The 21,173-nt window shown below is 75.0% G+C and carries 14 protein-coding genes; 8 read left to right on the forward strand and 6 right to left on the reverse strand.

Going from position 1 to position 21,173, the window contains the following annotated elements:
* The first annotated feature begins 46 nt into the window (after window positions 1-46).
* Both WMF43_RS07110 and WMF43_RS07115 read left to right on the forward strand, forming a co-directional pair.
* On the forward strand, window positions 47-2,650 hold the full coding sequence (locus WMF43_RS07110) for a HEAT repeat domain-containing protein (protein WP_437678489.1): 2,604 nt from the start codon (window positions 47-49) through the stop codon (window positions 2,648-2,650).
* Window positions 2,651-2,685: 35 nt separating this feature from the next.
* Window positions 2,686-3,798 (forward strand): lysylphosphatidylglycerol synthase transmembrane domain-containing protein, encoded by a 1,113-nt coding sequence (locus WMF43_RS07115; RefSeq protein ID WP_437678491.1) that lies wholly within the window; start codon window positions 2,686-2,688, stop codon window positions 3,796-3,798.
* A gap of 55 nt (window positions 3,799-3,853) precedes the next feature.
* Here WMF43_RS07115 and WMF43_RS07120 read toward each other — a convergent pair whose 3' ends face one another.
* Entirely contained in the window at window positions 3,854-4,489 is a 636-nt protein-coding gene (locus WMF43_RS07120) for a hypothetical protein (RefSeq protein ID WP_437678492.1), read from the reverse strand.
* A complete protein-coding gene (locus WMF43_RS07125; protein WP_437678493.1) occupies window positions 4,486-5,562 on the reverse strand; it encodes an AAA family ATPase in 1,077 nt (358 codons plus the stop codon). The genes WMF43_RS07120 and WMF43_RS07125 overlap by 4 nt, the downstream gene beginning before the upstream one ends.
* An 80-nt stretch (window positions 5,563-5,642) precedes the next feature.
* Here WMF43_RS07125 and WMF43_RS07130 point away from each other — a divergent pair, with 80 nt between their 5' ends.
* Entirely contained in the window at window positions 5,643-6,095 is a 453-nt protein-coding gene (locus WMF43_RS07130; protein WP_437678494.1) for a hypothetical protein, read from the forward strand.
* Window positions 6,096-6,130: 35 nt separating this feature from the next.
* Here WMF43_RS07130 and boxB read toward each other — a convergent pair whose 3' ends face one another.
* Complete coding sequence (boxB, locus tag WMF43_RS07135; protein ID WP_437678496.1) at window positions 6,131-7,579, reverse strand: benzoyl-CoA 2,3-epoxidase subunit BoxB; 1,449 nt, start codon at window positions 7,577-7,579, stop codon at window positions 6,131-6,133.
* Window positions 7,576-9,318 carry a 2,3-epoxybenzoyl-CoA dihydrolase gene (gene boxC, locus WMF43_RS07140; protein ID WP_437678498.1) on the reverse strand — a complete coding sequence of 581 codons (1,743 nt, stop codon included), beginning with the start codon at window positions 9,316-9,318 and terminating at the stop codon, window positions 7,576-7,578. Before boxC ends, boxB begins: the two co-directional genes overlap by 4 nt.
* Before the next feature lie 88 nt (window positions 9,319-9,406).
* Here boxC and WMF43_RS07145 point away from each other — a divergent pair, with 88 nt between their 5' ends.
* Both WMF43_RS07145 and WMF43_RS07150 read left to right on the forward strand, forming a co-directional pair.
* The gene (locus WMF43_RS07145; RefSeq protein ID WP_437678500.1) at window positions 9,407-10,402 is read left to right on the forward strand and encodes a shikimate kinase; all 996 of its coding nucleotides are present in this window, start codon (window positions 9,407-9,409) and stop codon (window positions 10,400-10,402) included.
* 29 nt (window positions 10,403-10,431) lie between these two features.
* Window positions 10,432-12,258, forward strand: coding sequence for a glycogen synthase (locus tag WMF43_RS07150; RefSeq protein WP_437678501.1), 1,827 nt, complete (start codon window positions 10,432-10,434; stop codon window positions 12,256-12,258).
* A 293-nt stretch (window positions 12,259-12,551) separates the two neighbouring features.
* On the opposite strand, the gene WMF43_RS07155 is transcribed toward WMF43_RS07150, so the two are convergent.
* Entirely contained in the window at window positions 12,552-13,820 is a 1,269-nt protein-coding gene (locus tag WMF43_RS07155) for a DUF3829 domain-containing protein (RefSeq protein WP_437678502.1), read from the reverse strand.
* A gap of 196 nt (window positions 13,821-14,016) precedes the next feature.
* Between WMF43_RS07155 and WMF43_RS07160 the strand changes: the two genes are divergently transcribed.
* The 3 genes from WMF43_RS07160 (at window position 14,017) to recN (ending at window position 19,366) form a co-directional block, all read left to right on the forward strand.
* Complete coding sequence (locus WMF43_RS07160; protein WP_437678504.1) at window positions 14,017-14,844, forward strand: hypothetical protein; 828 nt, start codon at window positions 14,017-14,019, stop codon at window positions 14,842-14,844.
* A 183-nt stretch (window positions 14,845-15,027) separates the two neighbouring features.
* Window positions 15,028-17,637: a hypothetical protein gene (locus WMF43_RS07165; protein ID WP_437678506.1), complete on the forward strand. Its 2,610-nt coding sequence runs from the start codon at window positions 15,028-15,030 to the stop codon at window positions 17,635-17,637.
* 34 nt (window positions 17,638-17,671) lie between these two features.
* The gene (gene recN, locus WMF43_RS07170; protein WP_437678508.1) at window positions 17,672-19,366 is read left to right on the forward strand and encodes a DNA repair protein RecN; all 1,695 of its coding nucleotides are present in this window, start codon (window positions 17,672-17,674) and stop codon (window positions 19,364-19,366) included.
* A gap of 37 nt (window positions 19,367-19,403) precedes the next feature.
* On the opposite strand, the gene WMF43_RS07175 is transcribed toward recN, so the two are convergent.
* Window positions 19,404-20,936 carry an FAD-dependent thymidylate synthase gene (locus WMF43_RS07175; protein ID WP_437678510.1) on the reverse strand — a complete coding sequence of 511 codons (1,533 nt, stop codon included), beginning with the start codon at window positions 20,934-20,936 and terminating at the stop codon, window positions 19,404-19,406.
* Window positions 20,937-21,173 lie beyond the last annotated feature (237 nt).

Consider the following 21,173-nt stretch of genomic DNA (forward strand, 5'->3'; position numbering starts at 1 on the left):
CGCCGACGCATTGCCTGGAGCGGCGCGGCGGACGACGATGCCGCCCATGACCGGCTCAGAGCTTCACCCCGCGGCGCGCCGCGCTGGATGCGCCGCGCTCCTCCTCGGGGCGCTGTCCTCGACCTCGGCGATCGCCTCCGCGCAGAGCGGCGTCTCCCTCGCGCTCCCCCACGCGGCGGGCCAGCAGGCGCTCGCCGTCCGGATCGACGCCCGCGGGATCACCGCCCGCGCCTGCCCCACGGCCGCCGCGTGCGCGGCCGACGGCGGCGCGGCGGTCGCCGTGCCCGACGACGTCGCGCCGCTGCTCGGCGGCGCGCGCGCGGCGGCGATCACGCTGGCCGACGGCAAGCGCCTCGCGATGATCGAGGCGCCGGCGCCCGGCGCCGCGCCGGCGTCGAGCGAGTCGCGGCGGGCGTCGGCGGTGACCTCGGGCGGGACGTGGGTGATGCTGCTCGCGGCGCCGCTCGCGGGGAAGGGGGCGGCGCCGGTCGTGCTCTGGAGCGGCTGGACCGGCGTCGCGAGCGGGGAGCACGGCGAGGGGCGGAGCGACGTCGTCGTCGTGGAGCCGCTCGCGAGCGGCAGCCGCGTGCTCGTCGGGCACCGGCGCGAGGACGTGACCCTCTGCGGGCGGCCGGCGCTGGTCGGCGCGCAGGAGGTCGACCCGCGGACCATGGCGCTCGTGAAGGGGGCGAGCTTCCAGAACCTGCCGGCCGCGGAGCGGAGCGCGGCGCGCAAGCTGACCGCGGAGCGCCGGGAGACCGACGCCCCTGCGCCCGCGTTCCGGCTGCTGCGCCCGACCGCGGCGTCGAGCGCGATCGGCAAGCGGTTCGCGGAGATCGCCGACGGCGACCCGAAGACCGCGTGGTCCGAGGGCAAGGCGGGCACGGGCCGGGGCGAGTTCGTGTCGTTCTCGTCGGCGGACGAGGTCGGGATCACGGGCCTCGGCCTGCGCATCAAGCCGCCGGACGGCGTGCAGGGCGGCGCCGCCCCGCGCACGTTCTACGTCGCGACGCCGGACCGCCTCTTCGAGGTGAGCCTCCCCGACGACGCGTGGCTCAAGGAGACCGCCGGCTACGAGGTGAAGCTGCCCGAGGAGATCAGGACCTCGTGCCTCGCCGTCGTGCTCGACGAGGCCCACGCGCGCGGCGCGCCGCCCGCGGACGTGCGCGTCACGATCGCCGAGATCACCGCGCGCACCGCGTTCGACGGGCAGGCCCCGGAGGCGCTCGTCGGCGCGCTCGCGGGCGGCGGCGAGCGATCCAGGGCGGCGGCGGCGCTGCTCGCGCGCGGCGGGCCGGAGGCGATCGCGGCGGCGATCGCCGGCTACGACAAGCTCGACCCGGCGGGCAGGCAGCTCGCGGCGGGCGTCATCGACGCCGCGCCGTGCGCGACGCAGATCCCCTTCTTCACCGCGCGGCTCGCGTCCGCCACGGCGTCGGCCCCGCCCCGGCGCGACCGGCGCGCGCCGCCGGCCGATCCCGATCCCGAGCTCCACCACGCGCGCGACCGCATCCGCCGCTGCGGGCGCGCCGCCGCGCCGGCGCTCGCGGCGATCGTGAAGGAGGGCGCCCCCGGCGCGAAGGTCGCGGCGGCCCGCGAGCTCGCGCTCGTGGCGCCCGCCGAGGCGATCCCGGCGCTGCTCGACGCCCTCCCCGGGGCGCGCGGCGCGACGCGGCGGGAGATCCGGGCCGCGCTCGCGCTGGCCGCGCGGAGCGAGCGCGCGGCCCCCGCGGTCGAGGACGAGGTGCAGCTCGACCGGCTCCGCGCCCGCCCGGAGGACGTCCAGCTCGACCTCCTGCGCGCGCTCGGCCCCGCGCTCGGCCGGGTGAAGGGCGGCAGCGCGGCGTTCCAGGCGCTCGCGTCCGCGCCGGGCGCCCCCTTCCAGCGGCGGTACCTGCTCCAGGCGCCGGCCGCGGCGCTCGCCCGCGCGGGCGAGGCGCCGGCGGAGGTGTACCTGCGCGCGTCGCTCCGCAAGGACGCCGACGCGCACGTGCGCCTCCGCGCCGCCGAGGTCGCGGCGGACGTGCCGGCCCTCGCGCCGGACCTGCTCGCGGCGGTCTCCGATCCGGAGGTGCGGGTGCGCGAGGCGGCGATCGTCGCGCTCGCGCGCGCGGCCTCCGCCGGGGCGAGGCTGCCCGCCGGCGCGGCCGAGGCGCTCTCCGCGCGGCTCGCCGGCGACCCGTGGACGTTCGTGCGCGGCGGCGCCGCGCGCGCGCTCGGCGCGATGCCGGCGACGCCGGCGGGCGACCGGGCGCTCGTCGGCGCGCTCGCGGACCGTTCGCCCGAGGTGCGCGGCGACGCGCTCGACGGCCTCGGCGCGCACCGCGCGACGGCGCACATCGAGGCCGTGCGCGATCGCGCGGAGGACAAGGCGGAGGACGTCGAGGTGCGCGCGCGGGCGATCCTCGCGCTCGGCGCGATGTGCGACCGGAGCTCGGTCGACCTGTGGACGCGGCTCGCGCTGCGCGCGAAGGCGCCGCTCGGCGAGCGCGATCAGCGCCTCGGAACGGCGGCGCTCGCGGCGCTCGGGGCGGTGCACCCCGCGGACCTCCCGGCGCGCCTCGAGCCGCTGCTCGACAAGGACACGCCGCACGGCCTGCGGGAGACGGCGAGGGCCGCGCTCTCCGCCGCCCCGCAGTGCCGCCGTTGACGCGGCCCGGCGGCGCCGTGCTACGCCACGCCGCCGTGGGCTCCCAGGACACCACCTCTCCGCCGGCGGACGCGCGGCGCTTCGTCCGTCGCCACGCCCTCCGGATCGCGGTCTCGCTGCTGCTCGGCGCCGGCCTCGCCTGGCTGCTCGCGCACGGCGGCCTGCCGCTCCTGCCCCCGGGCGACGCGCTCGCCGCGGTGCGCCCCTGGACGGTGGTCGCCTACGTGGCCTCGCTGGTCGCGGTCCATTTCTTCCGCGCCGTCCGCTGGCGGCACCTCCTGCGGCCCGTCGGCGAGGTCTCGACCCGCAGCGCGATCGCGGTCTCGTGGATCGCCTTCGCGGCGATCCTCCTCTCCCCGCTGCGCACGGGCGAGGTGGTGCGGCCGTACCTCATCGCGCGGCGCGGCTCCGTCCGCCTCTGGGAGGCGACGGGCACCGTCGCGGCCGAGCGCATCATCGACGGCCTCGTCCTGAGCTTGCTCCTGTTCGCGGCGCTCTCGCTCTCCACGCCGCTCGATCCGCTCCCGGACCACATCGGGGACCTGCGCGTCCCGGCGGCCGCGGTGCCCCGCGCCGCGTACGGCGTGCTCGCGCTCTTCGCGGCGTGCTTCGCGCTGATGGCGCTCTTCTTTTGGCGCCGCGACCTCGCGCGCCGCGCGACGCGCGCCGTGGTGGGCGCCGTCTCGCCGCGCCTCGCCGAGCGCCTCGCGGGCATCGTCGAGCGCGTCGCCGGCGGCCTGAGCTTCCTGCCCGCGGCGCGCTCCACCGGCCCGTTCCTGCTCGAGACGCTCTCGTACTGGGGCATCAACGCGGCGGGCGTCTGGCTGCTCGCGTGGGGGGCGGGCCTCGCGGGCGTGACGTTCGCCGAGGCGTGCGTCGTGGTCGGCTGCATCGGCATCGGCATCCTCGTGCCCGCGGGGCCCGGCTACTTCGGCGCCTTCCAGCTCTCGGCTTACATGGCGCTCGCGATGTTCTTCCCCGAGCCGGTCGTCCGGGGCCCAGGCGCCGTGTTCGTGTTCCTGCTCTATGTCACGCAGGTCGGCTGGCACATCGTCGCCGCGGCGATCGGCGCCGCCATCGACCCGGGGAGCGCCGCGGCGCCCCTCCCCGAGCAGCGGGGGTGGGACAACGCGGCGTGTGGATCGTAGCCGCCGCGCTCCCGGGCCTCGCCTGCTGCGTCGCCGGGCAGCTCGGCGGATCCGCTCATCTCACCCCCCGGCCGGCGCGCCGCGGCAGCACCGCGCGCGCCCGCGCGATCCACTCCGTGAGCGAGGCGGCGTCCTGGGGGACCGCGTCGAGGTCCGCGTCCTCGGCGACGCGCACCATCGCGGCGCCGTCGTCCGGCATCATGCCCTTCGCGGCCAGCATCGCCTGCGCCCTGAGCGGCGAGAGCTCCTCGGTCGCCTTCTCCCCGAGGAGCGCGAGGATCCAGCCCGACAGCGCCGGCACCGCCACCCCGCCGATCACCTCGGGCGGCGCCGGCATGGTCGAGGCCACGCGCCGGATCCCCTCCTCGATCGCCTCGCGGCGCGCCGGATCGCGGTCGATGTCGCGGGAGAACGCGAGCACGTCGCACCCCGCCTCCTTCGCGTCGAGCGCCGCGCCGAGCACGTTGCGCGTGTCCTCGTGGGTCGCCCCGCGCGCCTTGTATTTCCGGATGCTCTTCCACTCGCGGGCGCCGCCGACGACCCACCCGGCGGGCTGGACGCGCGAGAGCAGCGTCCAGAGCACGCCGGGGCGTTTGTCGGACTGGTACGCGGGCGCTCCGGCGCGGCTGCCCAGCTCGTTCTCGCCCTCGCCCACGAGGAAGATCCGGGTCTTCTCCGGGGGCTTCGTCACGGCCGCGGGCCTCCGGCGAGCAGCGGCGCCTCGTCCGCGCCGTTCGCGTAGCTGAGCCAGAGCTCGCCCAGCGCGTACACCCTGGCGCGCTCCTCGAACCCCGGCGTGTTCAGGATGCGCGTGGCCTGCGTCCCCTGCTCGCCGGCGCGGGTGATGATCGTGACCTCCTCGGGCTGGAGCTCGTTCACGACGAGCGGGCTGTGCGTCGCGAGGAGGACCTGGGTCTTCTCGGAGACGATGCGCAGGGCGCGCATCACGTCGGCGATGCGCGCGGGGTGGAGCCCGTGCTCGGGCTCCTCGACGAGGAGGAGCGGCGTGGGATCGAGGTGCGGCAGCGCCGCGAAGGCGAGGTAGTAGAGCATGCCCTCGCTCATCAGCTCCGCCGGCACGACGGTGCCGCCCTCGAGCTTCACGCCGATGGCCTTCGCGGTGGGGCTCGGGTTGGCGAGGTGGATGCTCTTCACGCTGGGGAAGAGGCGCGCGAGCTCCTCGTTCAGGTCGATGTAGGCCGACAGATCGCGGCTGATCACGGCGTCGTAGACGGCCGGCAGGCCGGTGCCGCGCTCGTCGGCGAAGCAGAGCGGCTGCCCGTCGGGGATCAGCGGGTGCGCGCTCCGGAGCGCGTCCGGGTCGAGGCGGAGCGTCTGCGCGCCGCGCAGCGCCTGGACGATCTCGGGCGCGGGGCGCTCGGGGCTCGGCCCGCTCCGCGTGGTCTCGCCGTCGTCGATGTCGTCGAGCAGGGAAGGGGGGCCGAGGTCCCTCGGGAACGAGGTGGAGCGGAACCGCCCTGCCGCGTCGAGCTCCACGCGCCACGCCGCGCTCGCCGACGACACCTCGAACAGCGCGCTGCCCGGGGCCCTGCCCGCCGCGGGACCGCGCCCGAGCGCGTCGGGCGCCGGCTCCACGAGCGCGCGCTCGAGGACGGAGGCGAGGGTCCGGAGCGCGCGCAGCACGGTGCTCTTGCCGCTGTCGTTCGGCCCGATGAGCGCGTGCAGCGGGGTGAGCTCCAGGGTCGCGTCGTGCACGCAGCCATACCCCTGGATGCGGAGCTGCTCGACGTAGGGTCGGTTCATCGGCGTGGATGCCAGCATACCCGCGCGATCTTGGACAGGGAACTTGGCCCACCCTCGCCCGCCCCTGCTACGCCGCGGCCATGCGCCGCCTCCCGCCGATCGCGCTGCTCGCCCTCGCGCTGGCCCTCCCCGCGGCCGTCGGCCTCGGCGGCGGTGATGCCAGCGCCAGCGTCGCGTATGAGTCGCCTTACACCTTCGACCAGACCTTCGGCACGGCGCTGCGCCTCGTGCGCGTCGATCTCGGCTTCACGATCGTCGAGAAGGACGTCGCGAACGGCTACCTGCTCTTCGAGTACCGGAGCCCGGAGAGCGGGGGCAAGGCGACGCAGGGCTCGATCGAGATCGTGAACGGCCGCGCCGGCGTGCGCGTCGCCGTGCAGCTCCCGGCGATGCCGCAGTACCACGAGCAGGTGCTCCTCGACGGGCTCGTGAAGAAGCTCGCGGCCGAGCACGGCGACCCGCCGAAGAAGGCGCCGCCGCCGCCGCCCGCGTCGGGGGCCGCGCCGCCCGACGCGGGTGCGCCGCCAGGGTGACCCACGCGACCGGGCGGCGCCGCGCCTCGGCCGTGTTACCCGCAGCGCCGCACGTACTCGAAGTCGACGGGCTTGCCCTTGAGCCCTCGCGCCGGCGCCGCGATCCAGTTCGCCATCTGCTTCGGATCGAACACCGGCTTCTCCATCAGGCTCCGCACGTAGGCCTCGTCGCTCGCGGTCGGCAGCCAGTCGTCGCGCCGGCGCTCCCACTCCGCCTTCGAGAGCGGGTTGCCCTCGGGGTCGAAGTGGAGCCCCGCGTAGATCCCCGAGCTCCGGTGGAAGCGCCGGCTCGGCAGCTTCAGCCGGAACGAGACGCCGGACTCCTCGATCACCCGGTTCATCTTGTCGAGCCCGCGCTGCGAGTCGCTCACGTACTCGTCGCGCAGCACCTCGTTCATCGCGTTGCGGAGCGGCACCTCCTCGCGCCTCCACCCGGACACCGCGCCGCCGCCCGCCGCGAGCGGCGCGTGCGGTACGTCGATCACGTACACGCCCTCGAGCGCCCGGTGGTCGTCGTAGGAGTCCTCCTTGGCGCGGCCCTTCACGCTCGACGCGAAGAACGACGCGGCGTTCGACGAGATCTCCCCGCCGAAGAGGTCCAGCGACAGCGAGTACCAGAGGTTCACGTACTTCTGCATCGTCGGCAGATCGACGCCGCCCTCGGCGCGCGCGTCCTCGTTCTTGTTCCGCTTCATCAGCTCGCACGTCCGCTGGCAGATGCGGAGCAGGCCCGTCTCGCCGACGAACATGTGGTGCGCCTCCTCGGTCAGCATGAACCGCGTCGTGCGCGAGAGCGGATCGAAGCCGCTCTCCGAGAGCGCGAGCAGCTGGTACTTGCCGTCGCGGTCCGTGAAGTAGGTGAACATGAAGAACGAGAGCCAGTTCGTGCACGGCTCGTTGAAGGCGCCCAGGATCCGCGGCTTGTCCGGATCGCCGCTCCGCCGCTCCAGGAGCGCCTCCGCCTCCTCCCGGCCGTCGCGCCCGAAGTGGCTGTGCAGGAGGTACACCATCGCCCAGAGGTGCCGCCCCTCCTCGACGTTCACCTGGAACAGGTTCCGGAGGTCGTACACGCTCGGGCAGCTCTGCCCGAGCAGCCGCTGCTGCTCCACGCTCGCCGGCTCGGTGTCCCCCTGCGTCACCACGAGCCGGCGCAGCATGTTCCGGAGCTCCCCCGGCACCTCCTGCCACACCGGCTCGCCGAGGTGATCGCCGAAGCCGATCGTCCGGCCGGGCACCGGGTCGGCGAGGAAGATGCCCCAGCGGTAGTCGGGCATCTTCACGTAGTCGAAGTGCGCCCACCCCTCGTGATCGACGCTGATCGCCGTGCGCAGGTAGATGTCGTCCGCCTGGAACCCCTCGGGCCCCGTCTCCCGCCACCAGTCGAGGAACTTCGGCTGCCACGCCTCGAGGGCGCGCTGGAGCTTCCTGTCCGACGCGAGGTCGACGTTGTTCGGGATCCGCTCCGAGTTGATGACCGCGCTCATGTCCGCCTCCAGTCGAACTCGGGGCGCTCCGGGCGCCCGTACATGGTCAGCGCGCCGCGCGGGCCGACCGCGTTCGGGCGCTGGAAGATCCAGTTCTGCCAGGCGGAGAGCCGGGCGAAGATCTTCGTCTCCATCGTCTCCGGCCCGCAGAAGCGCAGGCTCGCCTCCATCCCGGTGAGCGCGTCGGGCGACAGGCTCAGCCGCTCCTCGATCGCGAGCCGCACCTCGTCGTCCCAGTCCATCACGTCCGGCGTGAAGGTGCAGAGGCCCTCCGCGAGCGCCTCCTCGGCGGACAGCAGGTCCTTCCGCCCCTCCAGCGCCGCCGCGCGCTCCGGCGCGCCCAGGAAGCGCGACGCGAGCCGCGACAGGCCGTTCGACATCGCGAGCGGACCGAAGTTCAGCGCGCTCAGGCCGACGAAGGCGGCCTCCCCGCCGTCCGCGCCGCCGTCCAGCATGTAGGACCGGTCCGCCGCGAGCGCGAGCTCGAGCAGGCTCCCCGCGAAGCACGAGCCCGGCTCGATCAGCGCGAACACGCTGCGCGCCGTGAGGTCGAGCCGCTTGAGCACGCGCCGCATGTGGAGCAGCACCTCCCGCGCGAACCAGTCGTCGCGGGCCGCCCAGAGCGCCTCGTCCGCGGCGCGCACCGCGGCCGGGGAGCCCGTCGTCCGCAGGAGGACGAGGCCCACCGCGTCGTGGTTGAAGCGCAGGTCGAGGAGCGCGTCGTCGAGCTCGCGGAACGCGCGGAGCGCCCACAGATCCGACCCGGCCCTGCGCATCGCGGCGGCGTCCGTCGCCCCCTCGCCGTCGGGCCCGAGCACGCGGAGCTCCGCGGTGCGCGCGGCGCGGTCCACCCGCAGCGACACGTAGCGGTAGTCGCTCACGACGACCCGCCCCTGTTCGAGCTCGGCGCGCCGCGCCTCGAGCGGCGCGAGCTTCACCCCCGGCCCCGGCCGGTCCGGCGTCGCCGCCGCGAGCTCGGCGGCGCGCTGGGCCACCGCCTGATCGAAGCGGCTCTTCGGGATCGACCGATCGACGAGGCCCCACTCCTGCGCGCGCTTGCCGCGCACCCCCTCGGCGAGCGTCGAGAAGACGTCCGCGAGGTCGCGCCGCACCTTGCGCTTGTCGACGAGCCGCGTGAGCCCGCCCGTGCCGGGGAGCACCGCGAGCAGCGGCGTCTCCGGGAACGAGACGGCGCTGCTCCCGTCGTCCGCGAGGAGGATCTCCTCGCACGCGAGCGCGAGCTCGTAGCCCCCGCCCGAGGCGACCCCGTTCAGCGCCGCGAGGTAGTGCTGCCCGCTCTCGGCGCACGCCTCCTCGAGCGCGAGCCGCGTCTCGTTCGTGAACTTGCAGAAGTTGACCTTGAAGGAGTGCGTCGACGACCCGAGCATGTAGATGTTCGCGCCCGCGCAGAAGATCCGCGGCTGCGCGCTCGTCACGACCACCGCCTTCACCTCCGGGCGCTCGAAGCGCAGCCGCTGCACGATGTCGGCGAGCTCGATGTCGACCCCGAGGTCGTAGCTGTTCAGCTTCAGCTGATAGCCGGGCCGCATCGGCGCGTCCTCGACCACGTCGAGCGCGACGCGCGCGATCGCCCCCTCGAACGAGAGCTTCCAGTGCCTGTAGCGGCCCGGCTCCGTCTCGAAGCGCACGGGCGGCGGCGCCTCGCCGGGGGAGCCCTCGTCCCGGGCTCTTGTCTGCGGCGCGGTCGCCGCCGGAGGAGGAGAGGAGGTCGCTTCCATCGGGATGAGCCCACCACCCCGGGGCGCTTTCGTCAAGCAGTATAGTGCTTGAACCGTTCGCGTTCAGGAAATATAGTGCATATCCGAGATGCCGCTCCGCGAGCTTCCACGCCGGACATCGCGCCGGACGCCGCGCCGAGAGGGCGCAGGGCGAGACCCGGAGTCCGAGGCTGCCGCAGCCTCGGACGGCGACGCCTCGTCTGCCGCGGGCGCCGCGTCCGCCTCCGCCGGCGACGCCGCGTCCGTTGAAGAGGGCGCGCCGCCGATCCTCGCGCACCTGGCCGATCGGCTGCGGCTACGGCGCAAGGAGCTCGCGCTCACCCTGCGCGAGCTTGCTGAGCTCGCCGGGGTGAGCGAGCGCTTCCTGGTGCTGCTCGAGAGCGGGCGGGCGAACGTGTCGGTGGTGCGGCTCGACGACATCGGCCGCGCGCTGGGCACCTCGGCGGCCGCGCTGCTCTCCGAGGGCGATCTCGCGGCGGCCGGGGAGGCGCCGCGCGCCGGGGCCGCCGGCGAGGGGGGGCGCGGCGCGCGGGGGGACGTCGGGCGCGCCCTGGTCGCGCTGCTCGGCCTGCGAGGGGCGGGCAAGACCACGATCGGCGGCCGCGCCGCGGCGCGGCTTGGGGTGCCCTTCCTCGAGCTCGACGGGCTGGTGGCCGCCCGCGCCGGGATGAGCCTCGCCGCCCTGTTCGAGATCCACGGCAACGCCTACTATCGGCGGCTGGAGCGCGAGGAGCTCGCGCGGCTCGCCGAGGAGCGCGCGCACGGCATCCTCGCCGCGGGCGGCGGCCTCGTGACCGACCCGGCGACGTTCGGGCTGCTGCGGCGCTGCGCCGTGACCGTCTGGCTGCGCGCGAAGCCCGAGGACCACTGGCGCCGCGTCGTCGAGCAGGGGGACGCGCGCCCCATGGCGAACCGGGCCGACGCCATGAAGGAGCTCAGGGCCCTGTTCCAGGCGCGGCGCGCCCTCTACGAGCAGGCCGACTTCGTGGTCGACACGTCGTCGCTCGGTCTCGCGCGCTCTGTCGATCGCGTGGTCAAGATCGCCCGTGAAGCTGATAGAAGGAACGCCACGCGCTCGCCTTAGCCCATGGCGCGCTCCCCCCTCCCATGTCCATGCCGCGCCTGAAAATTCTCTTCGTGGTGTCCGAATGCGTCCCCTTCGCCAAGACGGGCGGCCTCGCCGACGTCGCCGGCGCCCTGCCGATCGCGCTCGCCGCGGCCGGCCACGACGTGCGCGTCGTGATGCCGGCCTACCGCGTCGCCAAGCGCTACCTCGCCCGCCAGGCGGCGCTCGCCGAGCACCCGTCCGGGGGAAGCCAGGCCGTCGCCTCGCCCGCGGTCGTTGCGCAGGCCGCGGGGGCGCCGGTGGTCGCCGCGCAGGCGGCGGCCGAGCACGCCGCGGCCGAGCACGCCGCGGCCGCGCAGGAGGCGGCCGCGAGCGCTGCGGCCGCGGAGGCCGCGGCCGACCCGGCCGCCGCGCCGGCCGCGGACGCGCTGGAGACGGCCGCGGCGGCAGCGGCCGACCCGGCGGGGGGCGCCGCGGCTGCGACCGGCGCGGCCGTCGCCGCGCTGGCGGGCTCGGCGCACGCCGCCGCGGGGCAGGGGGCGGAGGTGGAGCCCACGGCGGAGCGCTTCGCCCCGCGCCGGCTGCCCTCGGCGCTCGGCGTGCCGCTCGGCGCCGGAGGCGAGGTGTGGACCGGCGTCTTGGAGACGCGCCTCGAGCCGTCCACGCCCGGCGCGCCCGCGCCGACCGTGTACCTGCTCGAGCACGACGTGCTGTACGACCGCGACGGCATCTACGGCGACGCGCACGGCGAGTTCGGCGACAACCTCGCGCGCTACGCGGTCCTGTCGCGCGGCGCGCTGCAGCTCTGCCACGCGCTCGGCTTCTGGCCGGACATCGTGCACGTCCACGACTGGCAGTCGGCGCTCGTCCCGCTCTACATCAACGTCCTCGAGCACCGGTCGCCGCTCGCGCGCGCGGCGACGGTGCTGACGATCCACAACCTCGGCTACCAGGGCTGGTTCAACAAGATGCTGCTCCCCACCACGGGGCTCGGCTGGGACCAGTTCCACAGGTTCTGCCTCGAGGCGTACGACAGCCTGAACCTGCTCAAGGCCGGCATCTACAACGCGACCATCGTCTCCACCGTCTCGCCCCGGTATGCGCAGGAGATCCAGACGTGGGAGGGCGGGGAGGGGCTCGACGGCGTGCTCCGGGACCGCGGCACCGACGTGGTCGGGATCCTGAACGGCATCGACGACGCCGTCTGGAACCCGGCGACCGACCCGCACATCGCGGCGACGTACTCCGCCGAGGATCTGAGCGGCAAGCGCCTCTGCAAGGCGGCGCTCCAGCGCGAGATGGGCCTCGACGAGCGCCCCGAGGTCCCGCTCCTCGGGCTCGTCAGCCGCCTGGCGACCCAGAAGGGCATCGACATCCTCGCGGGCGCGCTCGACCACATCCTCTCCCTGGACGTGCAGCTCGTCGTGCTCGGCTCCGGCGAGCGCTGGGCCGAGGATCTCTTCTCGCGGATCGCCGGATCGAGCGACCGCTTCCGCGTCTACATCGGCATGAACGAGGGGCTCGCGCACCGCATCGAGGCGGGCGCCGACCTCTTCCTCATGCCGTCGCGCTACGAGCCCTGCGGGCTGAACCAGCTCTACAGCCAGCGTTACGGGACGCTGCCGGTGGTGCGCGCCGTCGGCGGGCTCGACGACACGGTCGAGAACAACATCACCGGCTTCAAGTTCGAGGAGATGTCGTCCATGGCGCTCGGGAACACCGTCGCCTGGGCGGTGCACCTCTACCGCGCCGATCCGGCGTACTTCCGGACGATGCAGGTGCGGGCGATGAAGAAGAACTTCGGCTGGGCGCACGCGGCGCGGCAGTACGAGGCGCTCTACCGGCTCGCCATCTCCCGCCGCACCGGCCGGTGAGCGGCGGGCACCCGCTTCGGATACGGGCCCATCTCGACGTTTTCGGTGCTCAGCGCACTGGAGTGCGCTTGCGCGCCGAAAACGCCGATCTGGGCCCGTCTCCTGTGCGGGTGACCGCCGCTCTGCGACGCTCGTATCAGAGACGGGTGAACCTCGCTCTCGATCGCGCGCACCGCGTGGATGAGGGCCCGCGGCGTCCCGCGTGGGGAGGCTGGCGTTGAGTGGCGGCGCGTTCCGCGAGGACGCGCTGCGCGGCGGCGCCTCCGCGGGGAGGGCGCCGCCGCGGGGGAGGGTTACTCCTTCTCGGGCTCGGGGGCGGCGGGCTGCGTGGCGGGCTGCGCCGGCTGCCCGGCGGCGCCGGGCAGCTGCGGCTGCGACTTGCCGATCAGCGAGCGGGAGAGGGCGCGGTGCTTCCCCTCGACGAGGCCCACGAAGCTCGTGATGACCGGCAGGTACAGGCTGGGCGAGGAGATCCCCTTGTCGGTCAGCTTGGGATCGGCCTCCTTGACCGCGCCGATGAACTTGTCGAGCGCGGTCGACATGATCTTGACCCACGGGTCGTTCTGGTGCGTCGTGCCGTAGGCCTTGAGCGCCCCGGCGGACGCCTCCACCTTCTGGATCGCGGTCCTCGCCGCCGCGGGGTCGACGTTCTTGCTGGACAGGATCAGCATGAGCGCGCGCGCGTCCTCCAGGGCCGTGATCGCCGCCTTCTGACCCTCCTCGGCCTTCCCGAGATCCGGCAGGTGCGACGAGTGCCACGCGGACACCGCGAGGCCGAGCTTGTCGGAGCTCGCGTCGAGCTTCTCGAAGTCGGCGAGGAGCTTCTTGTGGAGCTCCTTGCCCTTCGCGAAGCCGTCCTTCTTGTACTCCTCGCGCTGGTAGTAGTTGGCCGCCGCGGCGATGTTCTTCGCGAGCTCGGTCGCGTAGGGCGCGTACTCGGCGAGCGCGGCGTCGACGTCCGGCATGGCCGGATCCTTGAGGCTCAGGGCGACGGTGCAGGCGCGCGCGTTGCGCTCGTGCGGGGCGCGCGCGCTGAAGTTGAACGGCCGGCGCTCGTCGATCCTGGGGAGCGACGCGGCCGGCGCGGGCTTGCCCCCGGACGCGGCGGCGGGCGCGGCGGCGCCCGGCGCGGCCGCGCCGTCCTTGGCGGCGGGCGCGGCGGCCGTCTTCGGCGCGGCGGCGGGCGCGGCGGCGCCCGGCGCGAGGGCCTTCCCGGGCGGGGGGGCCTTGGCGTCCCCGGGCTTCATCAGCTCCTCGGCGCCGAAGCTCGGGATCTTCTTCTCGCTGGGCTCGTCCTTGCCGAGGCTCGCGAGGTACGCGTCGCGGGCCTGCTTCAGCGAGAGCGTCCCGAAGTAGCAGACGTCGACGCGGTACTCCTTCATCGACTGCGGATCGACCTTCGCGACCGGCGACACGGGCGCCCGCATGTTCTTGCCCTTGTTGGCCGCCGCGGAGCTTGCCGGCTGCTCCGGCTGGGGAGGAGGCGGGTCCTCTTTGCAGCCGGCAGCACCGCTGGCGACGAGCACGAGCGCGATGGAACAGAGAGACCGTACGGAAATCATTCGGAGTGCCTCCTCGGCTGGCGCAGGAACGGGCGCATCATGCCTAAGCCGGCGGCGCTTGCAACACCGGCCATTGGCGGATACTTGCGGTTTCAGTAGGGCAAAACCCGGCTCCAGCCCTAAACCCTTGACACGACCGGGATCTTCCAGGCCTTCGCTGTGGCTGTCGACACGATGACGGTCTACTGTCCGCACCGTGAAGCTGCGAAGCCTGACGGTGGACGAGCTGACCATCGACGACGAGCGCTCCTTCCGGCACGTCTCGCTCTACGCCGATCTGAAGCAGGTGCTCCAGCGCGACGGGTACCGCTTCCGCGTGCCCGACGTCGAGGCGAGCTGGGATCGGGTCGTCTTCCTGAACCTGACGTTCTGGAACCAGAGCGAGCAGGGCGACCTGATCGCCAGCGAACACATCGCCGCCGACGTCGTCGCGCACGTGGCGTGGCACCACCTCGCCCACCGCGCCCTCGCGCCCACGAGCGCCGGCGCTCCGCCCACCGCGGAAGCGCTCCTGCTCGCCGAAGCGATCGCCAGCGCGTTCGATCTGTACCTGGTGGGGCGCCTCCTCGGGCACGCCCCGAACGCCGAGTTCCTGGCCACGCAGGTGCCCGCGATGGCCGACGCCGCCGAGGCCGCGGGGCTCTCGGACGCCGGCTTCGAGGCGCTGCTCGCGGGCGTGTCCGCGGATCCGGAGCGCGCCTTCGAGGACCTCCGCGCCTTGCTCTTCGACGTGACCACGGCGCTCCGGCCTTGCGACAGCATGGCCCGCGCCGCGGAGATCCTCGCGGGCTTCGACGCGCACCGCTTCGCGCCGCTCCTGCACCACTACGAGCTGTCGAACTGGATCCTGTCGACGCGCGCGTCCGGGAGCTCGCCCGCGCCCGACCCCATCGCCCGCGCTGCGGACGCGGCGCTGCGGAGCGCGCCGGTCGCGCTGGACTTGCTGGAGCAGCGCTGGGTGCGCCCCCCCGCGCCCCTGCCGCTCGGGGCGCGCAATACGGACGCCGCCGCGCCGGAACCGTAAGCCGGACCGGAACCGTAAGCCGGACCGGAACCGTAAGCCGGACCGGAACTGCAAGCCGGACCGGAACCGTAAGCCGGACCGGAACCGTAGCCGGACCGGAACCGTAAGCCGGAACCGTCAAAACTTGGCGAACGGGCCCGTCCAGGAAACGGACGCCCTGGTCGGCAGCAAAGAACATTGCACGTGCTGCCGAGCTGCGCGATCCTCGTCAAGGTGCAACTCGCCTGCTCTCTCTGCAGGACGTACGTGGAGATCGGGGTGGGGCGCGAGATGCGCCCGTCGCTTCCGTTCGTCTGCAAGTCGTGCCGTGCGAAGAGCAAGCAAGGCACGGCCGACCGGGCGAGCGGCGAGCCGCGCTCGTCGCCGTCGATGGTGCCGAGCTCCGCCAGCGGGCGCGATCGGCGGGCGCCGTCGAGCGAGCCCGAGCGCGTTATTTCGTCCTCCGAGCACCCCCCGGAGTGGGAGCCGGTGTCGTCGAGGGACCTGATGATCGACGGCGAGGTGACGCTCCCCGGCGGGTCGGCTCTGCCGGCGCCCGAGCCTGCGAGGGATCCGGAGCGGCGCAGGGCGCCTGGTCCGACAGCGCGCGGGCGAGGGCTCACGCTCGCGGAGCGGATCGCCCAGCAGGAGCTGGAGGACATCGGCCTGTCGCCGGGATCCAGCCAGCGGGCGCACCAGCTGGACGCGCTCGACGTCGCGGCGGAGGCCGCGCTCGAGCTCGCGGTGGTGACGCCGGACGGCGGCTTGCGCCAGCGCGAGCGCGCGGCGCGGCCTCGCACGTTCGCGATCGCGCCGCGGGACGACGCGCGCCGCGCCGCCGGGGCGGCGCCGCCGGCCGTCGGTCGGAGCCCGTCCGCGCTCCCGCCCGCCGACTCCGATCCCGTCTCGATCCAGGATCTCGCGCAGATGTTGTCCCCCGGGGTGGAGCCGCCCTCGCTGTCGCTGGGGTCGGAGGCCGCCGAGGACGATCGCGCGAGCCACCCCGCGCCGGCGCCCGAGCCGGCCGCCCCGCCCCGGAAGAGCGCGCCGGTGCCGGCGCCCGTGCGGCCGCCCGCGCGCCGCGAGCACCGCACCACGTCGGTGACGCCGGCGCTTCGGCAGCGGCCGGCGCACCGCGCGGGCGGGACCTCCCGGCCGATCATGCCGCCGTCGGAGATGCCGCCGGCGCCCCTGTCCGAGATGCCGCCGGCGCCGTCGTCGCTCGACGAGGTCCGGCCGTCGTCGCACCGCTCGTCGCCCGAGCTCCGGCTGAAGGACGTGCAGGCGATGGCGGCGCTCGCGCCGCAGCCCGAGTCCGCGCGCCGCGCCTGGGCCGGCCCCGACGCCGCGCCCGGCGACGCCTCCAGGGCCGACCTCTCCCTGCTGGCGGCGGTCGTCCCGCCGCCGCCTGCGGCCTCGCCGCGCGCTCCGGAGGAGCCGCGGCCCGAACGCGCGAGGCCGAAGGCGGCGCAGGCGCCGGCGACCGCCGGCGAGCCCGGGGCGCAGGCGAGCGGCGCGGACCCCGCGCGCGAGCCGTCGGCGCGCACGAGCAGCGCGCCCAGGGCGACCGCTCGGACGGCGGGCGACCGGACCAGCCAGACCGATCCCGGCGCGCGCGCCGGGCGCAAGGAGGACTCGGGCCTGATCGACCTGCGCAACATGGCGCAGTCGGCCGGCGTGGACGACGGGAGCCGCCGCAGCGGCGACCTCCGCGCCGACGAGGAGATCCTGAGCATCAGCGGCGGGCTGTTCGGCGGGGCCACCGCGGAACGGAGCTCCTCTCCGGAGGTCGCCGGGGTCGCCGAGGGGCTCGTCGAGCCGTCCGGCGAGCCCGACCCGCTGGCGGTCGAGGGGCACACCTCGTCCGGCGAAGACGCGCCGGCGCGCCCCTCGGTCGCGGTGGCCGCCCGGCTGTCCGGGAGCCTGCGCGCCCTCTCGACGCCGGCGTCGCGGCAGAACGCCGCGGTGGTCGGCTGGGTGCTCGTGGTGTTCCTCGCGTTCGGCGCGTCGATGTACTTCGCGCAGATCGGCGGCAAGCCGACCAGCGCCGCGCCGGTGGAGGCCGCGCCTGCGGCGGGCAGCGCCGCGCCCGCGGCGGACAGCGCTGCCTCCGCGGCGACCGCGCCCGCAGAGGCGCCCCCTCCGCCGGCGGCCCCGGCGATGGCAGGTCGCGCCGCCGACAGGGAGCCGTCCCTCGATGACGAGCCGGCGGCGGCCCCGCCCGCCGCAGCCGGCGCTGCGGAGCAGGCGCCCGCCGCTCCGGCCTCTGCCGGCCCGCCCGGGGAGCCCGCTGCGCCGTCGCGGACCGAGCTGGCTCAGGCGGGGTCTGCGCCCGGGGAGGCGCGGGAGGCGAGCGCCCCGCCCGCGGCGAGCGCCGCGCCCGCGGCGAGCGCCGCGCCCGCAGCGAAGGCCACCCCGGAAGCGAGCGACAGGCCCGAGGCGACCCCGAGGACGGCCCAGGCCAGCGCGCCGAGCGCGCCCGAGCGCCCGCGGACGGCCGGGAAGCAGCAGGGGCCCGCGCCGCTCCTCCCGGCGCGGGACGAGCCGGCGCGCTTCGATCAGAGCGCGGCGGCCGGCGCGCTCGCGTCCGCGGCGTCCGCGGCCGCCGGGTGCACGGGCGAGGGCCTCACCGGAACAGCCCGCGTGGCCGTCACCTTCGCGCCCTCGGGCAAGGTGATGTCCTCGCGCGTGGAAGGGGGCGACCTCGTCGGAACCGCGACCGCCGGGTGCATTGCCGGCGCGTTCCGAAATATCTCGGTGCCGCCGTTCGAAGGGATCCCGGTCACCGTCATGAAGCAGGTGAAGATCCGCTGACGACGGGTCGAAAGCTTCCTATCCTCCCGCCGCTGTGCTGGTCGCGCTTCGGGTCAAGAATTTCATTTTGATGGACGCCCTCGAGCTCCGGCTGGAGCCAGGGTTCAACGTGCTCACCGGCGAGACGGGCGCGGGCAAGTCGATCGTCGTGGGCGCGCTCTCGCTGGTCCTCGGCGGCCGCGCGAGCGCGGAGCAGGTCCGCCCCGGCGCCGACGAGGCCGAGATCGAGGCGCTGTTCGACGTGCGGAGCTCCGACCGCGCGATGGCGATGCTCGACGCCGCCGGCGTCGCGAGCGGCGGCGAGCTCGTGATCCGCCGCGTGGTCCAGGCGACCGGCCGCTCGCGCGCCTACCTGAACGGCCGCCTCTGCACCGCGGGCGAGCTCCAGGCGCTCGCCCCGGAGCTCGCCGACGTCGCGTCGCAGCACGAGAGCGTCGCGCTCACCGACCCGGCGACGCACCTCGGCTACCTCGATCGCTTCGGCCGCCTGGTGCCGGCGCGCAGCGAGCTCGCGGCGGACGTCAGCGAGCTCGAGGCGCTCAGCGCGGAGCTCCGCGCCGCCCGCGAGCTGGAGCGCGGCCGCGGCGAGCGTGAGGCGTTCGTCGCCTTCCAGCTCCAGGCCATCGACGCGCTGTCGCCGCGCCCCGGCGAGCTCGCCGAGCTCGCGGCCGAGCGCAACCGGCTGCGCCACGCGGGCCGCCTGCACGACATCACCCGGCGCGCGGCCGCGCGCCTCGAGGGGGACGACGCGCTCTGCGACGAGCTCGCGCGGCTCGCGTCGGAGCTCCGCGCCGCCGCGGAGATCGACCCCGCGCTCGACGACGTCGCCCGCGCGGTCGACGGCTGCTGGACGGAGCTCAGCGACGCGGCCCGGGCGATCGCGCGGTACGCCGAGCGCGCCGAGGCCGACCCGGATCGCCTCTCGGAGATCGAGGATCGCATGTACCGCCTCGAGGGCCTGCTCCGTCAGCACGGCCCGACGATCGAGGACGTGCTCGCGACCCGGGCGCGCCTCGCGGCCGAGCTCTCGCGCCTCTCGGGGGTGGAGAGCCACGTCGCCGACCTCGAGCGCCGGCGCGACGCCCTGCTCGCGGTGGCCGCCGAGCGCGCCCGCAAGCTGTCGGCGAAGCGCCGCAAGGCGGCCGAGAAGCTCGGCGCCGCGATCTCCACGGAGCTCGCCGAGCTCGGCATGGGCGGCGCGCGGGTGGTCGTGGACGTCGCGCTGCACGGCGGCGACCGCGCCGAGCTGGTCGTCGACGGCGCCCGCCTCGGCCAGGACGGCATCGACCGGGTGGAGTTCCTCATCTCGCCCAACAAGGGGATCGAGCCTCGCCCGCTCCGCCGCATCGCCTCGGGCGGCGAGCTGTCGCGCGCGCTGCTCGCCCTGAAGCGCGTGCTCGCCGAGTGCGGCCCGGCCGGGCTCTACGTCTTCGACGAGGTCGACAGCGGCGTCGGCGGCGCCGTCGCCGACAAGATCGGGCGCGCGATCGGCGACGTGGCGCGCCACCACCAGGTCCTCTGCATCACGCACCTGGCCCCCATCGCCGCCTTCGCCAGCGCGCACTTCGTCGTCGCGAAGGAGAACGCCGGCGGCATCGCGAAGAGCTCGGTCTCGCGCGTCGACAAGAAGGACCGCATCGCCGAGGTGGCGCGGATGTTGTCGGGCGCGAAGGTCACCGGCGCGTCCCTCCGGGCCGCGACGGAGCTCATCGAGGCGGCGCGGCTCTAGACCGGCGGTCGTACCAAGGCGGGGGGCGCGGCGCGGGTCAGCTGCGCGCGAGCGCGTAGTCGTTCAGGTCGACGCGGATCAGATCCTTGAGCCAGGGGTGCACGGTGATCGCGGTGCGGTAGAGGCCCTGGGCGATGCGCCGGTAGCTCGTGTGGCCCTGCTTCGCCGAGCGGAGCTCGACGACGTGGAAGAGCTCGCGCAGGTTCAGCGTCCAGAGCGTCCTCACGCGGAAGCCGAGCGGCACGGCGTACTGCGCCTCGAGCGGGTAGCGCCCCTCCATGGCGTGCCAGGCGTCGCGCGCCGCGAGCATCGCGTCCTGGAAGGCCTCGGCGTAGCCGAGCTCCGAGAGCGCCTGCGGCGTCTCGAAGCCGAGCCGGCAGGTGAGCCGCTGCGTCGCGGGCGTCAGCATCCGGTGGCGCTGCAGATCCCGGTACGCGCCGTAGTCGAGCATGAGCTCGAAGGTCATGGTCGACGCCTCGAACGCGCGCGGCGGCGCGTCGTACGGGCCGCGCTTCTCGCACGCCGCCTGCGCGATGGCGATGAGCTCCGGCAGCGTCGCGCGGCGGAGCGCGTCGCCCAGGTTGTAGGCGTGCACGCCCGGATCGCTGCCGTCGTACGCCAGCGCCAGCGCGATGCGCTCGAGGGCGTCCTTGTCGTAGCGCACCAGCCGGACGGGCTGGTTGATCACCATCGTCGCGCTCACGCCCTCCTCCGGCGGCGTGTAGACCCGCTTCATCGCCGCGGCGACGGTGGCCTGCAGCGTCGTCCGGAGCTCGTTCGGCGCGGCGTACTTGACCAGCGTGGGGGTGACGGCGAGCGCCGCCGTGTGCATGTCGCGGGCGACCCTGCGCACCTCCTCGAGCGGGTACGACATCATCTTCGAGAGCAGGATCTCGAGCGCCCTCGCGTTCGCGGTGAGGCCGAGGTTCGTCCGCGTCCCCGCCGGCAAGAGGCCGCGCAGGAGGTCGCACGCCTGCGCGCGCAGCGCCGCCTTGTACGCGGCGTCCGACATCTTCTCCGGCTTCGGTTCGCGCGCGCTCAGCCGCTCGGTCACCTTGGGGACCAGGTCGAGGTAGGTCGCGAAGAGCCGCTCGCTCGAGGCCCGGTACCGCGCGCCGTGCTCGGCGTCGAGCTCCGGGAGGTCGACGAACGAGTGCTGATCGAAGACGACGTAGCGCGTGCTCTTCTCGGTGTACGAGCCGAGCCGCAGGTCCTCGATCACCTTCGAGGCGACGATGCTCACGTTCTCGATCGCGAGGTGCACCACCGCGTGCTCCGCGACCGACGCGTGGCCGTAGCCGACGACCCACTTCTCGTGGAAGCTCCGCGCCTTGTCCGACGCGAACGCGAGCCCCCGGCGCGGCGCGTCGCCGCCCTCCGGCGCCACGTCGAGCTCCTTGTCGTCGAGCAGGCGCGCCAGGTTGGTGCGCAGATCATCGCGGCTGCGCGAGTAGTACGCGAACAGGACGGCGATGACCTCCTCCGGCAGACCCGACAGCGAGAAGACGTCGGCCGTCAGGCTCGACACATACGGCGCGACTCTGGCACGCGACGCTTCGTCCAAGGCCATGCCCCTGCTTCTACCCCCATTCCCCGGCCGACCGGACTACAAAACTCTCTTTCCGACCGACGGCTCCGGGGCGCCTCGAGGCTCCTGGTCGGGGCCGGTCGGCGCGGCGCTCCGCGCGCAGCGTGCAGCGCTCGGGCGCGGGCGGCGCCGCGCGAGGACGCGGGCGGCGCCGCGCGAGGACGCGGGCGGCGCCGCGCGAGGACGCGGGCGGCGCCGCGCGAGGACGCGGGCGGCGCC

This window comes from Sorangium sp. So ce131 (genome assembly GCF_051519095.1).
Lineage (GTDB): Bacteria > Myxococcota_A > Polyangia > Polyangiales > Polyangiaceae > Sorangium.

What these genes read in the sequence shown, in the direction of transcription:
- WMF43_RS07110 (WP_437678489.1), top strand. Translation starts at nt 47, where the DNA reads ATGACCGGCTCAGAGCTTCACCCCGCGGCGCGCCGCGCTGGATGCGCC.
- WMF43_RS07125 (WP_437678493.1), bottom strand. Translation starts at nt 5,562, where the DNA reads ATGAACCGACCCTACGTCGAGCAGCTCCGCATCCAGGGGTATGGCTGC.
- WMF43_RS07130 (WP_437678494.1), top strand. Translation starts at nt 5,643, where the DNA reads ATGCGCCGCCTCCCGCCGATCGCGCTGCTCGCCCTCGCGCTGGCCCTC.
- boxB (WP_437678496.1), bottom strand. Translation starts at nt 7,579, where the DNA reads ATGAGCGCGGTCATCAACTCGGAGCGGATCCCGAACAACGTCGACCTC.
- boxC (WP_437678498.1), bottom strand. Translation starts at nt 9,318, where the DNA reads ATGGAAGCGACCTCCTCTCCTCCTCCGGCGGCGACCGCGCCGCAGACA.
- WMF43_RS07145 (WP_437678500.1), top strand. Translation starts at nt 9,407, where the DNA reads ATGCCGCTCCGCGAGCTTCCACGCCGGACATCGCGCCGGACGCCGCGC.
- WMF43_RS07150 (WP_437678501.1), top strand. Translation starts at nt 10,432, where the DNA reads ATGCCGCGCCTGAAAATTCTCTTCGTGGTGTCCGAATGCGTCCCCTTC.
- WMF43_RS07155 (WP_437678502.1), bottom strand. Translation starts at nt 13,820, where the DNA reads ATGATTTCCGTACGGTCTCTCTGTTCCATCGCGCTCGTGCTCGTCGCC.
- WMF43_RS07175 (WP_437678510.1), bottom strand. Translation starts at nt 20,936, where the DNA reads ATGGCCTTGGACGAAGCGTCGCGTGCCAGAGTCGCGCCGTATGTGTCG.